The organism is Mucilaginibacter sp. PPCGB 2223 (assembly GCF_001705515.1).
Lineage (GTDB): Bacteria > Bacteroidota > Bacteroidia > Sphingobacteriales > Sphingobacteriaceae > Mucilaginibacter.
The window spans coordinates 2,136,769-2,156,080 of sequence record NZ_MDJS01000001.1 but is presented as its reverse complement, the minus strand read 5'-3'; the positions used below and the strand labels follow the sequence as shown (position 1 = coordinate 2,156,080).

Annotated in this window: 12 protein-coding genes and 4 tRNA genes; 6 read left to right on the top strand and 10 right to left on the bottom strand. The window is 46.9% G+C overall.

Features of this window, described 5'->3' with window-relative positions:
- Nucleotides 1–359 precede the first annotated feature (359 nt).
- The 4 genes from BEL04_RS09280 to BEL04_RS09270 all read left to right on the top strand — a co-directional run bounded on the left by BEL04_RS09280 (nt 360) and on the right by BEL04_RS09270 (nt 680).
- Nucleotides 360–434 (top strand) — tRNA-Pro (locus BEL04_RS09280).
- Nucleotides 435–448: 14 nt separating this feature from the next.
- Nucleotides 449–521 (top strand) — tRNA-Ile (locus BEL04_RS09275).
- 7 nt (nt 522–528) lie between these two features.
- Nucleotides 529–601 (top strand) — tRNA-Phe (locus BEL04_RS24250).
- 8 nt (nt 602–609) lie between these two features.
- A tRNA-Gln gene (locus BEL04_RS09270) sits at nt 610–680 on the top strand.
- 54 nt (nt 681–734) lie between these two features.
- Here BEL04_RS09270 and BEL04_RS09265 read toward each other — a convergent pair.
- From BEL04_RS09265 to BEL04_RS09220, 10 genes are all read right to left on the bottom strand, one after another.
- A complete protein-coding gene (locus BEL04_RS09265) occupies nt 735–1,640 on the bottom strand; it encodes a type IX secretion system membrane protein PorP/SprF (protein ID WP_083227836.1) in 906 nt (301 codons plus the stop codon).
- A gap of 21 nt (nt 1,641–1,661) precedes the next feature.
- Nucleotides 1,662–5,459 carry an MBG domain-containing protein gene (locus BEL04_RS09260; RefSeq protein ID WP_066002619.1) on the bottom strand — a complete coding sequence of 1,266 codons (3,798 nt, stop codon included), beginning with the start codon at nt 5,457–5,459 and terminating at the stop codon, nt 1,662–1,664.
- 364 nt (nt 5,460–5,823) lie between these two features.
- On the bottom strand, nt 5,824–6,576 hold the full coding sequence (locus BEL04_RS09255) for an SDR family NAD(P)-dependent oxidoreductase (protein WP_066002618.1): 753 nt from the start codon (nt 6,574–6,576) through the stop codon (nt 5,824–5,826).
- Nucleotides 6,577–6,582: 6 nt separating this feature from the next.
- The gene (locus tag BEL04_RS09250; RefSeq protein ID WP_066002617.1) at nt 6,583–7,863 is read right to left on the bottom strand and encodes an MFS transporter; all 1,281 of its coding nucleotides are present in this window, start codon (nt 7,861–7,863) and stop codon (nt 6,583–6,585) included.
- Nucleotides 7,860–8,741, bottom strand: coding sequence for an alpha/beta hydrolase (locus BEL04_RS09245; RefSeq protein ID WP_066002616.1), 882 nt, complete (start codon nt 8,739–8,741; stop codon nt 7,860–7,862). The genes BEL04_RS09250 and BEL04_RS09245 overlap by 4 nt, the downstream gene beginning before the upstream one ends.
- Before the next feature lie 9 nt (nt 8,742–8,750).
- Complete coding sequence (locus BEL04_RS09240) at nt 8,751–9,092, bottom strand: cupin domain-containing protein (protein WP_371327581.1); 342 nt, start codon at nt 9,090–9,092, stop codon at nt 8,751–8,753.
- On the bottom strand, nt 9,089–11,230 hold the full coding sequence (locus tag BEL04_RS09235; protein WP_066002611.1) for an alginate lyase family protein: 2,142 nt from the start codon (nt 11,228–11,230) through the stop codon (nt 9,089–9,091). The genes BEL04_RS09240 and BEL04_RS09235 overlap by 4 nt, the downstream gene beginning before the upstream one ends.
- Nucleotides 11,231–11,248: 18 nt before the next feature.
- Entirely contained in the window at nt 11,249–11,983 is a 735-nt protein-coding gene (locus BEL04_RS09230) for a FadR/GntR family transcriptional regulator (protein WP_066002609.1), read from the bottom strand.
- Nucleotides 11,984–12,098: 115 nt separating this feature from the next.
- Nucleotides 12,099–13,958, bottom strand: coding sequence for a RagB/SusD family nutrient uptake outer membrane protein (locus BEL04_RS09225; RefSeq protein ID WP_066002606.1), 1,860 nt, complete (start codon nt 13,956–13,958; stop codon nt 12,099–12,101).
- 30 nt (nt 13,959–13,988) lie between these two features.
- Nucleotides 13,989–17,243: a TonB-dependent receptor gene (locus BEL04_RS09220; RefSeq protein ID WP_254659548.1), complete on the bottom strand. Its 3,255-nt coding sequence runs from the start codon at nt 17,241–17,243 to the stop codon at nt 13,989–13,991.
- 192 nt (nt 17,244–17,435) lie between these two features.
- On the opposite strand from BEL04_RS09220, the gene BEL04_RS09215 reads away from it, so the two are divergent.
- Together BEL04_RS09215 and BEL04_RS09210 are read left to right on the top strand one after the other, a co-directional pair.
- Nucleotides 17,436–18,338, top strand: coding sequence for an alpha/beta hydrolase (locus BEL04_RS09215; protein ID WP_066002599.1), 903 nt, complete (start codon nt 17,436–17,438; stop codon nt 18,336–18,338).
- Nucleotides 18,339–18,371: 33 nt separating this feature from the next.
- Entirely contained in the window at nt 18,372–19,130 is a 759-nt protein-coding gene (locus BEL04_RS09210; RefSeq protein ID WP_083227835.1) for a polysaccharide lyase family 7 protein, read from the top strand.
- The last annotated feature ends 182 nt before the right edge of the window (nt 19,131–19,312 follow it).

Sequence of the window (19,312 nt, the reverse complement as noted above, 5' to 3'; positions counted from 1 at the left end):
GTTTATTTTAAAACTAAAGTAATGGTATTTTCTAATTTAAATTGCAGCAAAAGTTTATTTTGCCATATAATGTTTCGAAGTAGGTTGATATTGGTGACGTTTGACAGAGTAAAGGACCCGGAAAAATGGTTTAATAGAATGCTGATAATAAAGTCGGTCGATCACTAATTGGGGTAATTAGAAAAAGAATATTTTTAATTTTATGATATTAAATAAAATTTGTATTATTGCGGCATGAAAACAATATCGATACAAAGCCAATTTTCGCAACTGATTTATCAGAGGTGAGTAGCTATGTATTGAAAAAATATAACAAACGCTTTGAAGCCTCTTAGATCACTAAGGGGCTTTTTTGTTTTAGGGCAATATATCAATTGGTTCAGATTACCACATTTGGGATGTGGAGGTTCCCGGTTCGAGTCCGGGTTGCCTTACTTTGTTTTTCTTTGGAAATATAGCTCAATGGTTAGAGCAGCACCCTTATACGGTGTCGGTTAAAGGTTCAAGTCCTTTTGTTTCCACTTTGTTGGAGAATTAGCAAACATGGTGTATGCGGCGGATTGAAAATCCGAAGATCCGGGATCGTTACCTGGATTCTCCACTGTAAATTTTCCTGTGGTGCAATGGTAGCACGTCTGATTTTGGTTCAGAAAATCGTGGTTCGAATCCATGCAGGAAAACTATTGCCTAAGTATTAAATAATATCAATAAAATATACTAACAGTAATTGTAGATTATTTAGCCTTATTGAATAGTTTAATCTTCAAACCAAACTCAAAAGCTCCCGAACTGTAAGTACTCACCGGGCCGGTTTCGAGGTTGTAATTAAAGCTTAAACCAAAAGCATGCTCTTCCCAGGCAAATCCCATACCTACATTCTGGTTGCTGTGGTAAATGCCCTGCAAACTTAAGCCGGTGCTGGTCATACTAAAATTAACCCCTGCGTCAAGGATATTGTCAAAACCTTTTACGCCCCGAAACATTACTTTTGGCTCAACCGCAAGCGCATTGCCCGGCAATTGTATCTTATAGCTGGCTGCTGTCATAAAGGTCGTCCGGTCAACATCTATCCGGTCGTCCTCGTTTTTAAAAATGTTGGCTTTCAGGTTAGGTATCGCAGCTTCAACAGTCAGGTGGTTGCTGGTGTACGAGATACCGAAATCGCCATCCACATAAGGTTTCAATGAGTTGTAATCGGCAATCTGCACATCGCTCTGGTCGCCGTTAACGCTGCCGGTGCTGATGAATGGATCGTTAACACCTAAGGATAAACCAAAGTTTAAATGCTGATCATTACCGCTTAAAGGCAAGTGGTAAGCATAGGTTGCCATAATGCGGGTCTGTTGTATCAACCCTGCTTTATCGTTACTGATGTTCAAACCTAAACCAACTTTATCGGTAGCCTGGTAATCGGCAGTTAAAGTTTGGGTTTTAGGTGTACCGGGGAACGAGCTCCATTGCTGGCGGTAACCGGCGTTGATGTTCAACCCCGGGTTGATACCGGCCATCGACGGGTCGGCCAGGTATTTGTTGAGATAATAACCCTGTTGGAATGGGTTCAACTGGGCCCTGCCCTGTTGTACCGACAAAGCCATCGCCGCAAAGGTAAATAACCCGGTAAAAGTATTTTTGATGTTCATTTTATGGTCGTTATGGGGGAATTATCTGTTTCTCAAAATCGTGATATAACCTTTAATAACCGGCGCCGAGGTACCCAGGTCTACAGTGTAGTAATACGTGCCCTCGGTTAGCGGGGCACCGTTCAGGTTCGCGTTCCAGTCGTTGGCGTATCCATGCTTGCTGTAAACCACGCGTCCGCCACGGTCGTACACGTTCACAAAATTGTTCGGGAACAGCTGGATGTCCTTGATTACCCAGGTATCATTCTTGCCGTCACCGTTCGGTGTCAGGATGTTACCTGCGGTTATAGCCGATGAAGGCGCTGCCTTATAAACCGTTACCATGTAGGTTTTCTGTGTTACACCATCCTGCGCGGTTACTACAATGGTAATAGCGTTATTACCTGTATTTACCGGCATGGTAGCCGAGGCTTTCCCACTGTTCACGGTTGTTCCGTTTACGGTCAGGGTCGCATTATTATCGCTGGTAGTGGCGGTGATGTTGATATAATATATCCCGTTGTCTACCGAATCGATATAGCTGGTAATTGCCGATGAAAATTTAGGCGAAATGCTGCCTGCGTTCAGTTTAATGTTTGATAAAGTAGCATCACTCGATGGGATAATAGTCAGCGAGCCGTTCACATAAGTGATATTGTAATTGCCCGATGCTGCCCCGCTTACGCTGATAGGATAATTGCCCGGCGCCGACGATTGTGTAGCCGTAGTGCTTAATACGGGCGCAGTTGTCAGGCTGGCGGCGTTATCCGTGCCCGCAAAGCCTGAGTAGCTGGCAGTAAGCGCCGGCACCGTACCGCTATAAGGCATACTCTTGTTATCGGCAGTTATGGTTAACGGGGCTTTGTTCACCGTTAAAGTACCGGCCACGTATGCAAACGTATAATTCGGCGATGAGCCGCCGCTTGCCGTAACCGGGTAAGTACCCACCGCTGATGTGACGATAGCCGTGGTGGTTACCGTTGGTTGTGTAGTCAAACTCGCAGCATTATCGCTTCCCACAAAGCCCGAGTAGCTTACCGATAAAGCCGGGTTAGCCATACCGTATGTTTTGCTCGGGCTGTTTGCCGTAACGGTCAAAGTTGCCTGGGTTACGGTCAATGTTCCGGCCACGTAGGTAAAGGTATAGTTTGTCGATGCACCGCCGCTTACGGTAGTTGGGTACGGCCCGATAGTCGATGTTGCCGTTGCAGTAGTACTTACTGTAGGTTGTGTGGTTAAGCTGGCGGCATTGTCCGTGCCGACAAAACCGCTGTAAGCCGGTGTTAATGTGGGTAATGCTGCGCCGTAAGCCTTGGTGGTAGTGCTTGCAGTCACTGTTAATGTGGCCTTGGTTACAGTTAAAGTACCGGCTACGTAGCTGAATGTATAATTATCGGCAACGCCGCCCGCCGGTGTAATGACATAAGTATTTACCGGCGATGTTGCCGTGGCGGTTGTGCTGCCCGTTGGTTTTACGGTTAAGCTGTTTACGTCATCTGCACCCACAAAACCGCTGTAATTCATGGTGAATGTCGGGTTAGCCGTTCCGTAAACTTTGGTAGCATTGGCCGCTGTAACGGTTAACGTTTTTTGGTTCACGGTGCTTACCGCGATGGCCACGCTGGCATTATTGGCGCCGGGGCTGCTCAAAGTTACGTTGCCCGAATAATTGTTGGCGCCATCTGTAGCCGCCAGCCTGATGTAAACAGGTGTCGAAGCGATGGTACCTGCCGCACCGATTGTTACCGAAGCACCAAACCCGCTGCCTGCACTTGCGCTCACCTCAAAACCCGCAGGCGCTGTTACCAGTATCCCGGCCGTCATGTTAGTGCCCGAGACATTAAATGTGCCGGTTGTCGAAGCCGTGCCGTAAGTTGTGCTTAACGCGGATACTGTTCCGGTAGTGTTGATAGTTGGGATAGGTACTGCCGATACAGTGATATCGCCAGCTACATAAGTAATGCTATAGTTTGATGCCGTAAAAGTTCCGCCCGTTGCCGCCGAAGCTACTACCGAGCCGGTATATGTTCCGGCTGTTGCCGATGCCGCTGCGCCTGCGCCATAGGTAATGGTTACACTGCCGATGCTCTCACTGTTTTGTAGAGCTGTAGATGTAAATGCGCCCGAACCTGCGCCACCGGTTAAGGTAGAACCGAACGATTTGGTCACGCTATTGGCTGTGATGGTCAAAGCGGCCGGGTTAATGGTGAGCGTTTGCTGCTTGGCCGTGGCAGCATTGTATAAAGCGCTGCCCGCCTGGTTTGCAGTAATGGTTACGATTCCGGCTTTTACAATACTTACTTTGTTGGCCACTATTGTTGCGATAGCTGGGTCGCTGCTGCTGTAGGTTATCCCGATGGTATTGTTATCGCTCGTAGCACCCGGATTAAAATCAACACCGCCATAAGTTGCCGAACCGGTTGATGCGAAGGTAATCGTCTGCGTAAGCTTTAGTGTAGTGGCATTCAGCGTAGTAAATGATGTTTGTAAGTTTGGCGTTCCTGCTGCATCCTGCGATACCACGTAAATATTATAAGTTGTTGCCGGCGATAGGCCCGAAATAGTTTTGGTCGCATCGGTATTGGCCGCAGTTACCGCAAATGAGCCCGAGGTTACAATCGCGTTATTGTTGCCGTCTTTACCCGCCACAATTTGTGCTACTGTTGTCGGAGCAGCACCTGTTGCAGGTATCAATACGTAGTAAGTCGTCCCGGTTTCGTTCAGGTTGCTTATCACGTCTACCGATGTAGTGGTAATATTATTCGTTTTTGGATAGTTTGTTGCATTTACCGGCGGTGTTACATCGGCTGCAGCACTACCCGTGCCCGTTAAGTTAACCGTTTGTGTAGTGGCGTTTGTTGAAGTAATGCTTACACTACCCGGACTGGCCGTCGTCGTAGTCGGCGAAAAATTTACATACACCAGCGGACCCGGAGTAGCTTTGATCTCGGCCGGCGTAAAACTGATCGAGGTGCTGAAGTTAGTGCCATCTTTCGATACCGCGTATGGCGCCGAAGTGCTTACCGTAGCATTAGCGCTCAATATCCCCGTTAACGAAAAACTCTGTGCTGTTGATGTGGTACTAACAGTTTGGCTGGTGCCGAAATCCAGCGAAGTAACCGATGGAGTCACAAATACCCCGGCTATTGGCGACGAGGTATTATGAGGGTTGATGTTGGCGATCAGCAAGAAGTCGTTCGCGTTATCGTCGCTGTCGTAACCGTTCCCGGCCAGGTAATCGGTTCCGGTTGATATCATGGTCGCAGCTGTCGAACTGGCATTAGCCTTTCTCTCAAAGCATTTTGTACCCGAAGTACCTGTGCCTGCTCCGGCAGCTCCGGTACCTTCCCAAACCAAATCGACACCAGTTCCGAAACCCAGAAAATCAACCACGTTTGGATAAGTATCCGGGTTGTTTGCCGGCGGAGCAGGTATGCTGATGGCGGTAGTGCTGGCTACCAACGCAATCTTACCCGAACTGGCCACCTGTGTTGCACCGACAGCATCGGGCGTAGGGAGCGGATTTGAAGAGACAGGTGTTGACGAACTGCCTAACGAAATAAGGAAATAACCGTGCGCCCTGATGATGGAATTAGCCGGGAACGCCATCACGTTCATCGTCCCGGCGCTGGTAGCGCTTTTGTATTGAACAGACCAGCCCGTCATGTTAACGTCGGATGTGGTAGGATTATAAAGTTCCACAAAGTTGGAGTTGTACGGCGCGCCGCTACTGCCAACACTGCCCCAATACTGGCTGATAACCACGTGTTGCGCCAGCAATGGTGCCGAGGCAATTAGAAACAAGATCAGGCTGAAAAAATAACGTATAAGTTTTTTCATATATCGGGATAGGGGGTAAGAAAGGTTAACAACTGGTTATGATGTTTAATAATTTGGTTTAATATCAATCAAATGCTACCCCGGCAATGAACAATGGTGATTGAAAAGGTATTATTTGGTTTTTTTCAGGTTAACCGGATATGAAGAAATGATCTTGATATTTTGGTCAACCAGATAATTGGTTAACCAAATATGCGAGCTTTATTTTTGATTTCCAAATATTTGCCGAAAATATTTTTAACCGCTGTTTAAATGTGCCGGGGTCGGCACTCCGGGTTCGCAGTGGTGAAAACCAGTTGCTGTAGAGAGGAATAAAAACGGACATAAACATATCGTCATGCCCGTTTTTAAGATGTTTTTATAATTACGAAAAAGCCAGGCCGCCGTTAATATCTACGTTAGTACCGGTAATAAAGCTTGCCTCGTCACTTACTAAATAAGCAACCAGATCGGCAACCTCTTTAGCCTGGCCTTCGCGGCGCAGCGGGGTAGAGTTGGCCACGTTCGCGCGCACTTCGGGTTTCGAAAAAGTATCGTGGAATGTTGTAGCTATCATTCCCGGTGCTACGGCATTAACGCGGATTCCTCGTGGCCCTTGCTCTTTGGCCAATGCACGGGTATAGGTCATCAAAGCACCTTTGGCTGCAGCATAAGCCGATGCGCCAGGCCCGCCGCCATCACGGCCAGCCAGTGATGAAAAATTGATGATCGAAGCGCCCTCTTTCATAAATGGCAATGCCGCTTTCGATGCCATAAATACCGATTTTACATTCAGCTCAAATATCTTGTCCCAAAATTCAGGCTCTATCTCGACGGTAGGTTTGCGTGCTACCAGTCCACCGGCTACGTTGATCAGCATGTGTATCTCCTCACCAAAAGCTTCGCGGCTTTTCACGATCAAGTTGTCAACATCTGCCGGCTTGGTCATATCGCCATACACGGCTACCGCTTTACCGCCGTTGGCCGTAATTTGCGCTATGGTCTCTTGGGCATCTTCTTCTTTCTGAAAGTAGTTAACCACTACACTTGCGCCTTCGCAGGCTAATTTGATCGATACAGCTCTGCCGATATCGCGGGCACCGCCGGTTACAATGGCTACTTTGTTTTTTAAACGCATATTTAATTAACTTTTAAGGTTTTTTGATTTAATAAGTAAAACTGATAACCAGGCCAGTGGCACCAAAACCGCACCCAGTATAAAAAACGAATGATACCCGGTTTGGGTAATGAAAGGCACGGCCCATGTGGTGCACAAGGTACCAACTACGGCAGCAGTACCGCCCATTCCGGCTACCGTACCCACGTTCTTCCCGTTAAAATAATCGGCAGGCAGGGTTTGCAGGTTATTGATCAGGAACTGGAAGCCGAACAGCGTAATACTGATGAGCAGCATAGCCAAACCCGGGTTAGCTTTTAATTGCGATAAACAGGCAACCAAACCAATTAGTGCAATCAGCATCAGCGTACAGCCAATAGTAATGGCGTTTTTACGCGATTGGGCAGCATCCTTACCGCGCTTTATATATACCGACGAGTAATACCCGCCCAGCAAGCTCCCGCAGGCTGCGATGAGATACGGCACCCAGGTAAACCCGCCGATCTGTTTAATATCGAACATAAACTGTTCTTTTAAAAAGGTAGGCAGCCAGGTTACAAACAGCCACCACACCGGGTCGATAAAAAACCTGCCTAAAATAATGCCCCAGGTATTGTTGAATTGCAGCAGCTCTTTCCAGGTATATACCTTTTCGGGAACAGCGCTATTGGTGTTTTTTACCGATGACAGGGTGTAGTCCTGTTCTTCCTTAGTTATCCATGGATGTTTATCGGGTGTGTTTTTATTGATGATGAGCCAGGGCAGTAGCCATATCAACCCCAGTACAGCTACGCAAACAAATGTGAGCTTCCACCCAAAGGCTACAAATAAAATCGCAATGATCGGTGCGGCAATTACCGAACCCAGTGAAGCGCCTGCCCCGAATATGCCTTGTGCTATGGCGCGCTCTTTAGCCGGGAACCACTCCGCGTTACTTTTGGTAGCGCCAGGCCAGTTACCTGCCTCGCCAAAGCCCAGCATAAACCTGAAGATATTAAACGAAGCCAACCCGCGTGCCAGCGAATGCAGTGCGATCGAAATGCTCCACAACGCGATAGAAAAAGCCATCCCCAAACGGGTACCGATGCTGTCCATCAGCTTGCCGGTAAGGGTTTGCCCCAAGGCATAGGCTATCATAAAAAAGGTAGTGATCAGTGCCAGTGCATTTTTACTGTCCACATCACTGATACCAAACTCTTTGTAGATGTACGGCCACATGATATTGATCGCGCTCCGGTCGATATAGTTGATGATCGTCGCTATCCCGATGAGGGTGATGATGTACCAGCGCAGGCCTTTGATCTTCATATCCCAACTTCCTTTAAAAACTTCATAATGCCTTTGTTCACTTCGTCGTTCTGCTCTTTGGTCCATTTGCCGTGGCCGCCGCCATCAACGGTCATAAACTCGGTCTTCACCCCGACTTCCAGAAATTTTTTGTGCAGGTCGACCGATTGCTGGTAAGGTACTATGGTATCTGCATTGCCATGCGCTATAAAAGTTGGCGGACTGTCTTTCGTTACATAAAATATAGGCGATACCGATTTAGCAAAATCAGCATTGTTATTACTGCCCAACCAGTTAGCGACAGATTTACTTTTGATTACCCCATTACCCCAATCCCACACATCGGCAATGCCATATTTATCAATGATGGCAGCCACTTTAATATTATCCACGCCGGGGCAATTGGTGTCAAACCGGTGATCATTGGCCAGCAAACCGCCCATCAAAGCCAGGTGCGCTCCCGCCGAGCCGCCCGATATCACGATCTTGTTAATATCGATGTTCAGCGCTTTGGCGTTTTTGATCAGATAGATCAGCATACAGCGGGTATCCTCAACACAACCCGGTGCTTTAGCAACCTGCATCAGCCGGTACTCCATATTGGCAACTGCCCAGCCCTGTTTAAAAAAGATATTAAATCCGCCCTGGTCATCCTTCGAACCATGGTTCCAGCCACCGCCGTGGATATTGATGATCACCGGCGTAGGTTTACCGGTATTTGGCGGAAGGTACAGGTCGGCCTTACCGTCCCAGCCGTTTACGCTGGTATAGGTAACATTTAACTGTTTAGTGAAACCCGCAGGTATGGCAACTTCCTTTTTAACTTTTGCCGTATCTGCATCCTGCGAATAGGCGGCAAAAGCCAATAATATTAAAACGAAAAAAAAAATATTTTTCATAGGATAGGATTAAATAAAATCTTCCCGAAGCGGGCTAAATACATCGATCAATAAGCCATCTTCCAAACAAACACAGCCGTGCCACACTTCAGGTGGTACATAATACCCGTCGCCTTTTTTAATGATGCGGGTTTCGTCGCCTATCTTCATCTCAAAAACCCCACTCTCCACATAGGTAACCTGCGAGTGCGGATGTTTATGAATGGTGCCTACGCCGCCTTTCTGAAATTTGGCTTTCACGAGCATGATCTTGTCGTCATACCCATAGATCTGTCTTCGTATCTTCTCGTCCGGTTGCTCCCAGGTTATCTCGCTCTCTATCTGGAATAATTCGCTTTGTGTCGTCATCATTTGCTTTTGCTGATCTGTATAAAATTGTTTTTGCTGTTGTAATCGAGCTTGGCGGTATAGCTTACACCCTTAACCGTAAAGCTGAATGTCGCGCCGTTAACATCGTTGCTCATCACTTTGATATCGCCGATATTGCTCTGCGCTCCCGAAGTTGTTTCGGATGTTGGATCTGTTTTACCATGCGTTTCGGTAATGCTGATGAATGCCTGACAGCCGTTTTTATGCTGCTCCAAAATAAAGCCGCGTTCGTTTCGCAGGTTCATATTCGGGTCGCCTGCGCCCAGGGTAACCAGTTTTACCTGCAGCGGCGATGTAGCAGCGAAGTGCGTGGTGTAAAAAATGTTATTATTAAGCATGGTTATAAAACCCGAAGGCTCAGCCAGATCATTATTGCTGTTTAGCCAGATGTGCTGGAAACCGTTATCCTTACCCATCGCTTTCAGACCGTCGGTAACGGCGCTGAATTTGAACGAAGCATCAGTAATCACTCCCTGGTACCAAAATGGCAAACTGTATTGATGATCGGCCTCCGAGTTCACCTCAAAAACATCGATCAATAAAGCTTTTTTCAGTTCTTCAGGCTTAAACAAAATGCTGCTGCGTAACAAGCCAACACCGGGGTAAGCGCCGTCTTCCCGACCGCTCACAACCTGTATATTGCTTTTATCTTCAAAATGCACCAGCGAAGCATGTGCCGCTTCCGATTTTTCGAGATTGGCTTTATATTGCGATGTCTGGTCGACCGTTACCGTATTGTGTGCGATGGTTTGCTTGGCCCAGGTTTTATTTTCGGGCAGGTAATCACCGCCAAATTTCGATTCGATATTGATAAAACGTGCCGAACCGTAATCCGAAAATACCTCGGTGTTGTTATCGTAATACAACAAATTCAACCTATCGAAATGCCCGTGCCCCATGCCTTGTGCAGCGGCTTTTAACAACACGCATTGCTGCGATGCATTGCTGCCGTAACGTAAAATTCCCAAACCACCTTCATCGCCTCTTGGCCCGTCGCTTAAAAACATACTCTTATAACCGAAAGGTTTGCTGAGGCCCTTGTCAATTGCTTTAGATACTTTCAACCCTGCATCCGATACCACCACATGGCCTTGTCTTTTAGCAATATCCAGCAGGTCAGCCTCGGGTTGTATATCAGCGTAAGCCACATCAATACCATAAACGATCTCTTCGGATGAAAAATCCTTATCCTTCATCGCGTCGTTCACCGGGAAAAAATTGCCGGTTGTATAAGTAGTTTGCAAAGCCGCATGTATGGCTTTAGCTAAGATGTTATTGCGATACTGAAAAATGTGGAGCTGCGGTTGGTTTTGTTGTATGGCTTTCGCGAAAGCAATAAAAGGCATAATGGCGTAACGCTGATAGTACGGGCCCTCAGTATAATAGCCATCGGGCGAAAACAACTCATCCAATTGTTTTAAAAATCCGGTCTTGCCGTCTTTTGCCGAACCTTTCAGCGCCATCTCCACATACTCCGGGTTGTGTATCACATAGCCCGTCATACCCACAGCGGCTAAACACCAGGTACCGTGATTGTGGATCAGATCGAAAGTTTCTTTACACTCGGTAGTAAAGTATTTTACGATGGGGATGAACAAATGCTGTTCAATAGTAACGCGGTCTTTCGCAGGGATGGCATTATAGACCATATCATAGCCCTGTATTACTGTCACCTGCCACACAAAATCGTTCAAACATTGCCAGAACATTTTGCCCGGTATCTGGTTGCTCTTCCTTTTTGGATGTTGAGGCCACTGCTCGTATTGTGCGGCGTATTGCAGCAGCATGGTTTTGATGTAAGCCGCGTATTTAGGGTCGCCACTAATTTGGTAAGCAATACCGCAAGCCAGTATATTTTGCGAATTGTTTTTGTGTTGTTCGTGCGTATAGCCTCCTGCGCCGTCTTTTGGTGTAGGCACATCCATCTTTTCGGCCAGCGCCTTATCGGCTTTGGCTTTTATTTCCAGGTACGATTTCTTGAGCAGCGGACTGTTCGCACAGCCGCTTCGTACAGCCGCGATATTGCCTGCCGTCAGCATCAGGTTAGGATGAGTTTGGGCAAAGCTATAACAGGGTATCGCCAAAAGGCATACCGATATTAACCGATAAAATAGTTTCATGATCTTAAAATACGGCCATTATTTATTTACTATCTGGTTGGCGGCAAACGCGGTACGTGCTACCTGTAAAACCTCGTCTAAATGCGCGGCCATTGCATTTTCGGCGGCATCAATATCATTTTCTTCAATCGCTTTTAATATAGCACGATGCTCGGTTATTGCCATTTTGCTGCGGTCCTTACCACAAATATTGTTCTCGATGATGTTCTTGATCAGGTCAGGTATCAGTATCGCCATCATCGATTCGATCACCGAGTTTTTGGTAGCCTGCGCTATTTTGATGTGGAAGAGCATGTCCTCTTCAACAGCGTTCAGGTTCTGCTCTATCTTTAGCTCATAATCCTCCAAAGCGGCCCGTAGCTCAATCACGTCCTGCTTGGTACGGCGTTCTGCAGCCAGGCGTACGGCATCCAGCTCAACATAATAGCGGGCCTCGATCAACGCGCTGAAATCATCCTTATTAAATTTAATGATATCGCTGATCAGGTTATCCAACACCTTAATGCTCAAACCCGAAACATAAGTGCCGCTTTGCGGCGATGTCCTCAGTAAACCATAAAACTCCAGTTTTAAAATTGCCTCCCGCACATAGCTCCGGCCCACGCCTAACTTTTCAGCCAGTTGCCTCTCAGCCGGCAGACGGTCGCCCGGTTTTAACTGGCCGGATGTAATAAGCTGTTTTAACTGAAGAATAATTTTGTCGACAGACGATTCAACCTGTATTGCCTGTATATTTCTGATGATGTTCTGCATATTGTAATTTGGTTGACCAATTTGGTTTACCAAAATTATAATTAATTTTTAATAAACAACTACTCTTTTTAATTTAATTATTATGCGATAATGGCCTAAAAATCAGCGTAAATAACTACCACCCCGGGTTTTGCGCGCTGAATGGTATCCCCGGATTCAACGTTAACTCCGATATCGGTATCGGGAATAAAGTATCCCTTGCCGATACATTTTTGTATGGTGTTGTGGCGCTTGTGCGGCCGGTATAACCATAGGTCGACGATGACGAGGCGCTTGGTGCTTGTACCGGGATAATCGTTACCAAATTAGCAACAGTGCTTAAAAATGTTCCCCAACGGAAAAGGTCAAGCTTGCGATGGCCTTCGCCGCCCAGTTCACGTGAGCGTTCGTCCATTATCGTTTGGCGGAATACTGCTTTACTTGAATACTGCGAAGCCACCAGATCGGCATCGCTTAAATTACTAATAGTAGCCGTTGCCGTGCCGCCTGTACCACCACCGCCGTTGATGGTAACCGTAGGGACCGAGGTATAAAATGCACCACCATCGGTAATAGTAATCGCGGTTATTTTTCCGCTTGCCACAGTTGCTGTTGCAGTAGCGTTGCGTGTAGCGCCGCCACCGCTTATGGTAATAGTTGGAGCCGTAGTATACCCCGTACCGGCTGTTGTAATGGCGATGTTGTTAACTACACGTCCATTTAAAACGTTGCCGTAAGCGCGTTCACGTATCAGATTAACATAACCTTCATTGGTAGCAGTCGGCCCATTGATCTCGTTATCGGCTTCGGCCAGCATCAGCAAAACATCTGCGTAGCGTAACAAAGGCCAGTTAGTCGGGCCGAAATTCTTAACGCCTATTACATCCGGTTTTTGATATTCGCGGCGCCATTTGGCCAAGGGTCTACCCCAGGTTGCTGTGGTAGGGGTAGTGATCTTGCCAAGCGAAGCATCGTTACCCGAATAATAAAACGGTGCCATGGTCCAGTCGCGGCGCAGATCGCCTTTGCCGAACAGGTTGTAATAAGTGCCCAGCATGATGTACTGACCCTGCATAAAACCGTAATCGGTATTGGTATTGTTGATACCGATGGTCGAACCAAAGCGCTCATAATTATGATATATGCCTGCATCATCGCGATAAAACTCGATCTCCCAGATACATTCTTTCAAATCTTCCACGTCCTGGCTCTCGTTAATAAATATTTGCTTGTAATCCGGGTTCAAACTATGCAGGCCACTGTTCACTACCTTCAGCGCCCAGTTTTCGGCTTGTTGATAATAGGTTGCGTCGCCTAAACGACCGGCAGCGTGCAAACAAACTCTTGCCAATATGCCTTCAACGCCTGTTTTCGATATCCGGCCATTATTGTTCCAAACCGTAGCGGTATTCACCAGGCCCTCGGCGGTGGTCATGTCCTGTATAATTTGCGCATAAACCTGCTTTTTAGGGATACGCGGGTAATTAATATCGGTAACGCTGGTCGTCGAATGCAGTTTCAACGGCACATCGCCCCAATAGCTCACCAGTACAAAATAGTAATACGCACGTAAAAACAGGGTTTCGCCCATAATTTCATCCCGGGTGGCTTTTGGCGCCGATGACGCAGGCAGATGCTCTAACAACAGGTTTGCCCTTTCAATGCCCTGGTACAAGTCGTTCCAGCAGGTGATAAAGTTTGCGTAGGATGCACTGGCATTGTAAACCGAAGCAGCTATGGCACTGGAACTGCGCAGGTAATATTCATCATTAGAACCATTGGCCTCGAGCGACAAAAAGCGCGAGTAGGTGGCCTCATCAGTATTGCCCAACTCGGCATAGACTGCCGCAAGTGCCGAGTTCAATTGATCGGATGTATTGTAAAAAGTTTCGGGTGCGACAGAATCCTGCGGCAACTGCGTCAGGAATTTTTTGCACGAGGTCATCCCGCTCAGCACGATGATCATCATGGTTATGATACCTATCTTATTTTTCATTTCAATATTTTGTGTCGGTCGACAGTTTCTTTAAAAATTTACATCTAAACCTAAGGTGATCACCCTTGCACGCGGATAAGCAGAATAATCCAGGCCTGGCGTCAATGCCGATGGGAACGAATCTACTTCAGGATCTAAACCGGTATATTTAGTCCAGGTATACAGGTTTTGCGCTGAGGCATAGATCCTCAGGCCTTTAATACCGGCTTTTTGGATCAGTTCAGGCTTAAAACGATAGCCCAGGTTTACCGTTTTTAAACGCAGGTATGAGCCATCTTCAATAATTCTCGAAGGGTAATAACTTGGCGCACTTGGCCCGGCATTAGCCCTTGCAAGCGTATTGCTTGGGTTGCTTAGCGTCCATCTGTCGGCATAACTGGCAAATTGGTTCATCCCAACTGGGTTTGATACACCGCCACCACCTTCCATCGCGATCCTGTTGAGGTTAGCAACCTGGTTGCCATAGCTAAACTGGAAAAATATGCTTAGGTCGATGCCCTTATAGCTGAAGTTATTTGAAAAGCCACCGATGAACTTCGGATTAGGGTTGCCAATTACTGTCAGGTCGTTCACATCCACTACACCGTCGCCATTAATATCCTTAAATTTCCAGGCCCCGGGTGTTTTCAGGCCCGTTGTTGTATTGTAGGTTGGCAAGCCGGGGTTAAGCACATATACGCCCGGAGAAGTTTGGGTATAATCGCTGTTTTGATAAACTCCGTCGGATACCAAACCATAGAACATAGCCACCGGCTGCCCCACCTGGGCTATAAAGCCGGGACTTTGTGCAATGGCATTGTTGCCCCACTTTTGAATAGTGAGCAAATAAGGTTGGCCCGATGTTAACGATAATACCTTGGTGCGATTAAAGGAAATATTAAAGTTGCTGGTATAATTAAAATCCTTAGTGGCAATGTTGGTCGTGGTCAGCGTGATCTCCAGACCACGGTTCTGTGTCGCACCAATATTTTCATACGCAGTGGTATATCCGGTTACACCGGGTAATGAAGCATTGAGCAACAGATTAGTTGTTTTTTTGTTATACACATCGGCACTTAAAACAATGCGGTTGTTAAAAAATGCCATGTCTAAACCGATATCGGTTTCGGCAGTGCTTTCCCATTTTAAATTAGGATTGGCCAGGTTTAACGGGTACGCGCCACTGATGTAGGTATTGCCGGGAGTATACGCGCCACCTGCGCCGCCTTGCCCAAGCAGGGCGTAGGGGGCGGTATCGCTCACCCGGTTATTACCCGTGATGCCATAGCTGGTACGTATTTTAGCGTCGGATATGATCTTGTTATTCTTCAGGAAATTCTCCTCGCTCAGGTGCCATGCCAGCGACCCTGAAGGGAAATACCCCCATACGTTATCATCTAAAAACTTCGACGAACCATCGGCCCTTAAGCTTACCGTAGCCAGGTATTTTGAGTTGTAGCTGTAATTGATACGACCCAGTACCGAAGCCAGTGTGTTTACCGATTTTGAGCTGGTGATAGAGTAGGGCGTGCCCTGGTCCAAACCGTTTACACCCAAACTTTCGTTTGGTACCAATATCGCGCCACCGCCGCTGGTCGATTGGGTGTTTTTCCCTACCGTAAAGCCCGCCAGGATGTTTACCGCATGTTTATTGGCAAATACTTTGTTAAAGGTCAGTGTGTTTTCGTTCACCAGGTTTGCTTTGTTGGTATACGTTACCGAACCATTCGGCCCGCCTTGTCCCAGCGGACTGGCCGGGCTACCCAGGCGCGAATTAGAAGTATTAAACTGATCGTACTCCACACTGCTGGTGTTAATGCCGCCGGTGATCCTCAGTTTTAAGCTTGGCGTAAAGTTGTATTCGGCAAAAGCATTGGCGGTAAGCAGGTTGGAGTAGCGTACGCGTATCTCGTTCTGTAAGGTTAAAACGGGGTTCCACTGGTAATTGGTTGATGATACCACGTCCTGATCCTGTGCGTTCATTAGCAACGCGTTCAAATCTTCACCCGGACTTGCCAGTGGCCTGTACCTCCAGGTGTTGATCAGCAAAGGGTCTGAGGTAGAATATTCGCCGCCGATTTGTTTACCATTGGTAATAAGGTAGCTGTAGTTTGTGTTTACACCAACTTTTAATTTCGTGTTTAATTGCTGATCTAAAGTAATACGCCCCTGGTACCTTTTAAAACCCGACCGGATGATGGTACCATCCTGGTCGAAGTATTGCCCGCTGATGGTGTACTTGGTATCCTTATTACCACCCCGTATGGCCAGCGAATGGTTTTGCATGCCCGCTTTACGGAAGATCTGTTTCTGCCAGTCTATCGACGGTACTTCGCGATAGCTTTCTAAGCTATGTGTACCGGTTGGGTTGGTTATCGGGTTGAAAATATCGTACAACTGATCATTGGTGAGGGAGTCAACTTCCACCTGGTATTTTACATAATTGTAAGGATCCATCACCTTTTGGGTTTTGATGTTGGTTTGTATGCCATAGTAAGCATTGTAGGTAATTTGCTGCGGTCCGGATTTGCCTTTTTTGGTGGTGACGATAATAACGCCGTTTGCACCGCGGGCGCCATATATGGCTGTCGAGGATGCATCTTTCAATACCTCTATCGATTCGATATCTGCTGGGTTGATGGCATTATTGTTGTAGTTTTCTATCGGGAAACCGTCGATCACATACAAAGGTGAGTTATCCTGGGTTACGGAGTTGCCGCCGCGGATAACGATAGCAGGGGCTGCACCGGGCTGCCCGTCGGGCGAGGTAACCTGTACACCCGCCACACGGCCTGCCAGTGCATCGTCGAACGATTTTACCGGCGCTTTATTCATATCGTCGATATCCACTGTACCTACCGATCCGGTCAGATCGCGGCGGCGTACCTGTCCATAGCCTAAAATCACCACTTCGTTCAGGTTCTTGGGTTCTTCGAGCAGGGTGATGTTAATGCTGGTTCGCCCGTTCACCACTTCTTCAATCGGCGTATAGCCGATATAGCTAAAAATAAGGGTAGCCTGTTTATCTTTAACTATGATACTGTATTTACCGTCGACGTTGGTTGCCGTACCCGCCCCGGCACCTTTAACGCGCACGCTTACGCCGATGAGTGTCTCGCCTTTCGCATCTTTCACTGCGCCGGTAACAGTAGTGTTTTGTGCAAGTGCCGTTACCGAAAACAGGAAGATAAGCAGCACACTCATCGCTCCCGCAAACATTCGCGGCAGACTATCAGCCGAAAACCACTGGGCTTTTTGGGGTAAAAAAAAGGAAATACTTAGTTTAAGTAAAGGTTCTTTCTTCATAAAAGGTGAATTGGCATTTGGTTTACCAATAATTGGTTGACCAAAATTACCAATTAAAATTTCATTTCCAAATTTCCCCGAAAAATTAATCTCAAATTAATTTTTTGCATTTGTGGAATAAAGTATTCATATTTGGTCAACCAATCTGGTTAACCAATTAATAAAAATTTAAACTTGACGAACACGCCGACTATGAAAAAACTCTTTTGTATGCTTTCGCTTGTGCTGACTGTATTTTACGTCTGTGCGCAGGATACCGAAAGTGATTCCACCAAAACACCTGCCAAAGTAAAAGTGCCGGCAACGTACACAGCACAAATTGACGTTGTTTACAGCAAAGTAAATGGCTGGGACGGCCGAATGGATCTATACCTGCCTTCAAAAGATAAAGGCCTGTCGCCGATTGTGATCAACATCCACGGCGGTGGTTGGAATAAAGGCCGTAAGGAAGATCAATCGGGCTTCAGTGCTTTTTTTAAGAAAGGTTATGCTGTGGCGAATGTAGAATACCGCCTGGTGCAAACCGCTCCGGCGCCTGCTGCCGTGCAGGATATTCGCTGTGCGTTGATCTATATCATCGATCATGCTGCCGAATTGAATATCGATCCTAACAAAATCGTGATCATGGGTAGTTCGGCCGGTGCACATCTTGCATTGATGGGTGGATTATTAGCCAACGATCATCGCTTTGATACCAATTGCCCGACGAATAAGATAGTTAAAGTCGCTGCAATCATCAGCCAATCGGGCATTACTGATGTTTGGGATTGGGCGCACGGGCCGCACCGCACCAGCAAATCGGCCACCATGTGGCTGGATAAACGTGCCGACGATCAGCCTTTCGCACAATCCGTATCTCCGCTGACCTATGTTAAAAAAGATAGCCCGCCAACCTTCGTAGTACATGGTGATGCCGATCCTATAGTACCTTATGAACAAGGCGTTGAGTTGTATCAAAAACTACAGCAAATGGGCGTAAAAAGCCAGTTCATTACTGTGCCCGGCGGCGGTCACGGCAAATTCACGAACGAAAAAAAGACCGAGATCGTTACTGCTTATATGGCTTTCTTAAAAGATCTGGGTGTACATCAGTAAACCAAAACTCATTATCTATATCAAACAAGTTATATGAAATATCTCTTCCTGCCGCTCAGCCTGCTGTTCTTTTTTTGCACAAGTCGCGTCCCGAATCATGCCAAGGTGGCCGACCCGGCATTGCCATCCAAAGTATTGGATCTTACCAACTGGAAGATCACCCTACCCATCAGCACTCGCCCCGATGGCGTTGCCGATGATATCAAACAGCCGCAATTAAATACTTACACTAATCCCGAATATTTTTTCACCAATAAAAAGGGCGATGGCGTTTGCTTTAAAGCGCATGTAGATGGAGCTACTACAAAGGGTTCCAACTTTCCGCGGTCAGAGCTGCGTGAGATGATCGATAACGGTAAAGATAATGCCGATTGGTCCTCGTCCTCGGGCACGCATACGCTATTCATCGACCAGGCAGTTACTCATTTGCCTGATGTGCGCGACCAGATCGTGATCGGCCAGATACACAATGCCGATGAGTATATTATCTTTTTCAGGTTAGAGCATAAACGCCTGCTGGTATCAGTAAACCACGGCGGAACGTTTACCCTGGATGATAATTATCATTTGGGTACCCGTTTCAATGTCAAATTCGTGGTGAACAATAACGAAACCCAATGCTATTATAACGGCGACCTGAAATATACCTACAAAGGCAGTTACAGCGGCGCTTATTTTAAAGCCGGTGCCTACGTACAATCATCCTGCAAAGGCAAAAAAACTACGCCTGGCGAATTATGCACGGCCTATGGCGAAGTAGAGATCTACAACGTTTGGGTTAAGCACGAGTAATTTTAACTGACCTTATTTGAGGCCCCTGTAAATTGCAGGGGCTTTTTTGTATTTGTACCGTATTGTTTTATCAGAAAGGCAACAAATGTGCGGGTTGACATTTACGCCCCTATAAATGCACAATAACTTAATTTGGAGCAATTACATTTACAACATGAAGCTGCGCCTTGTGCCGGCTCAAC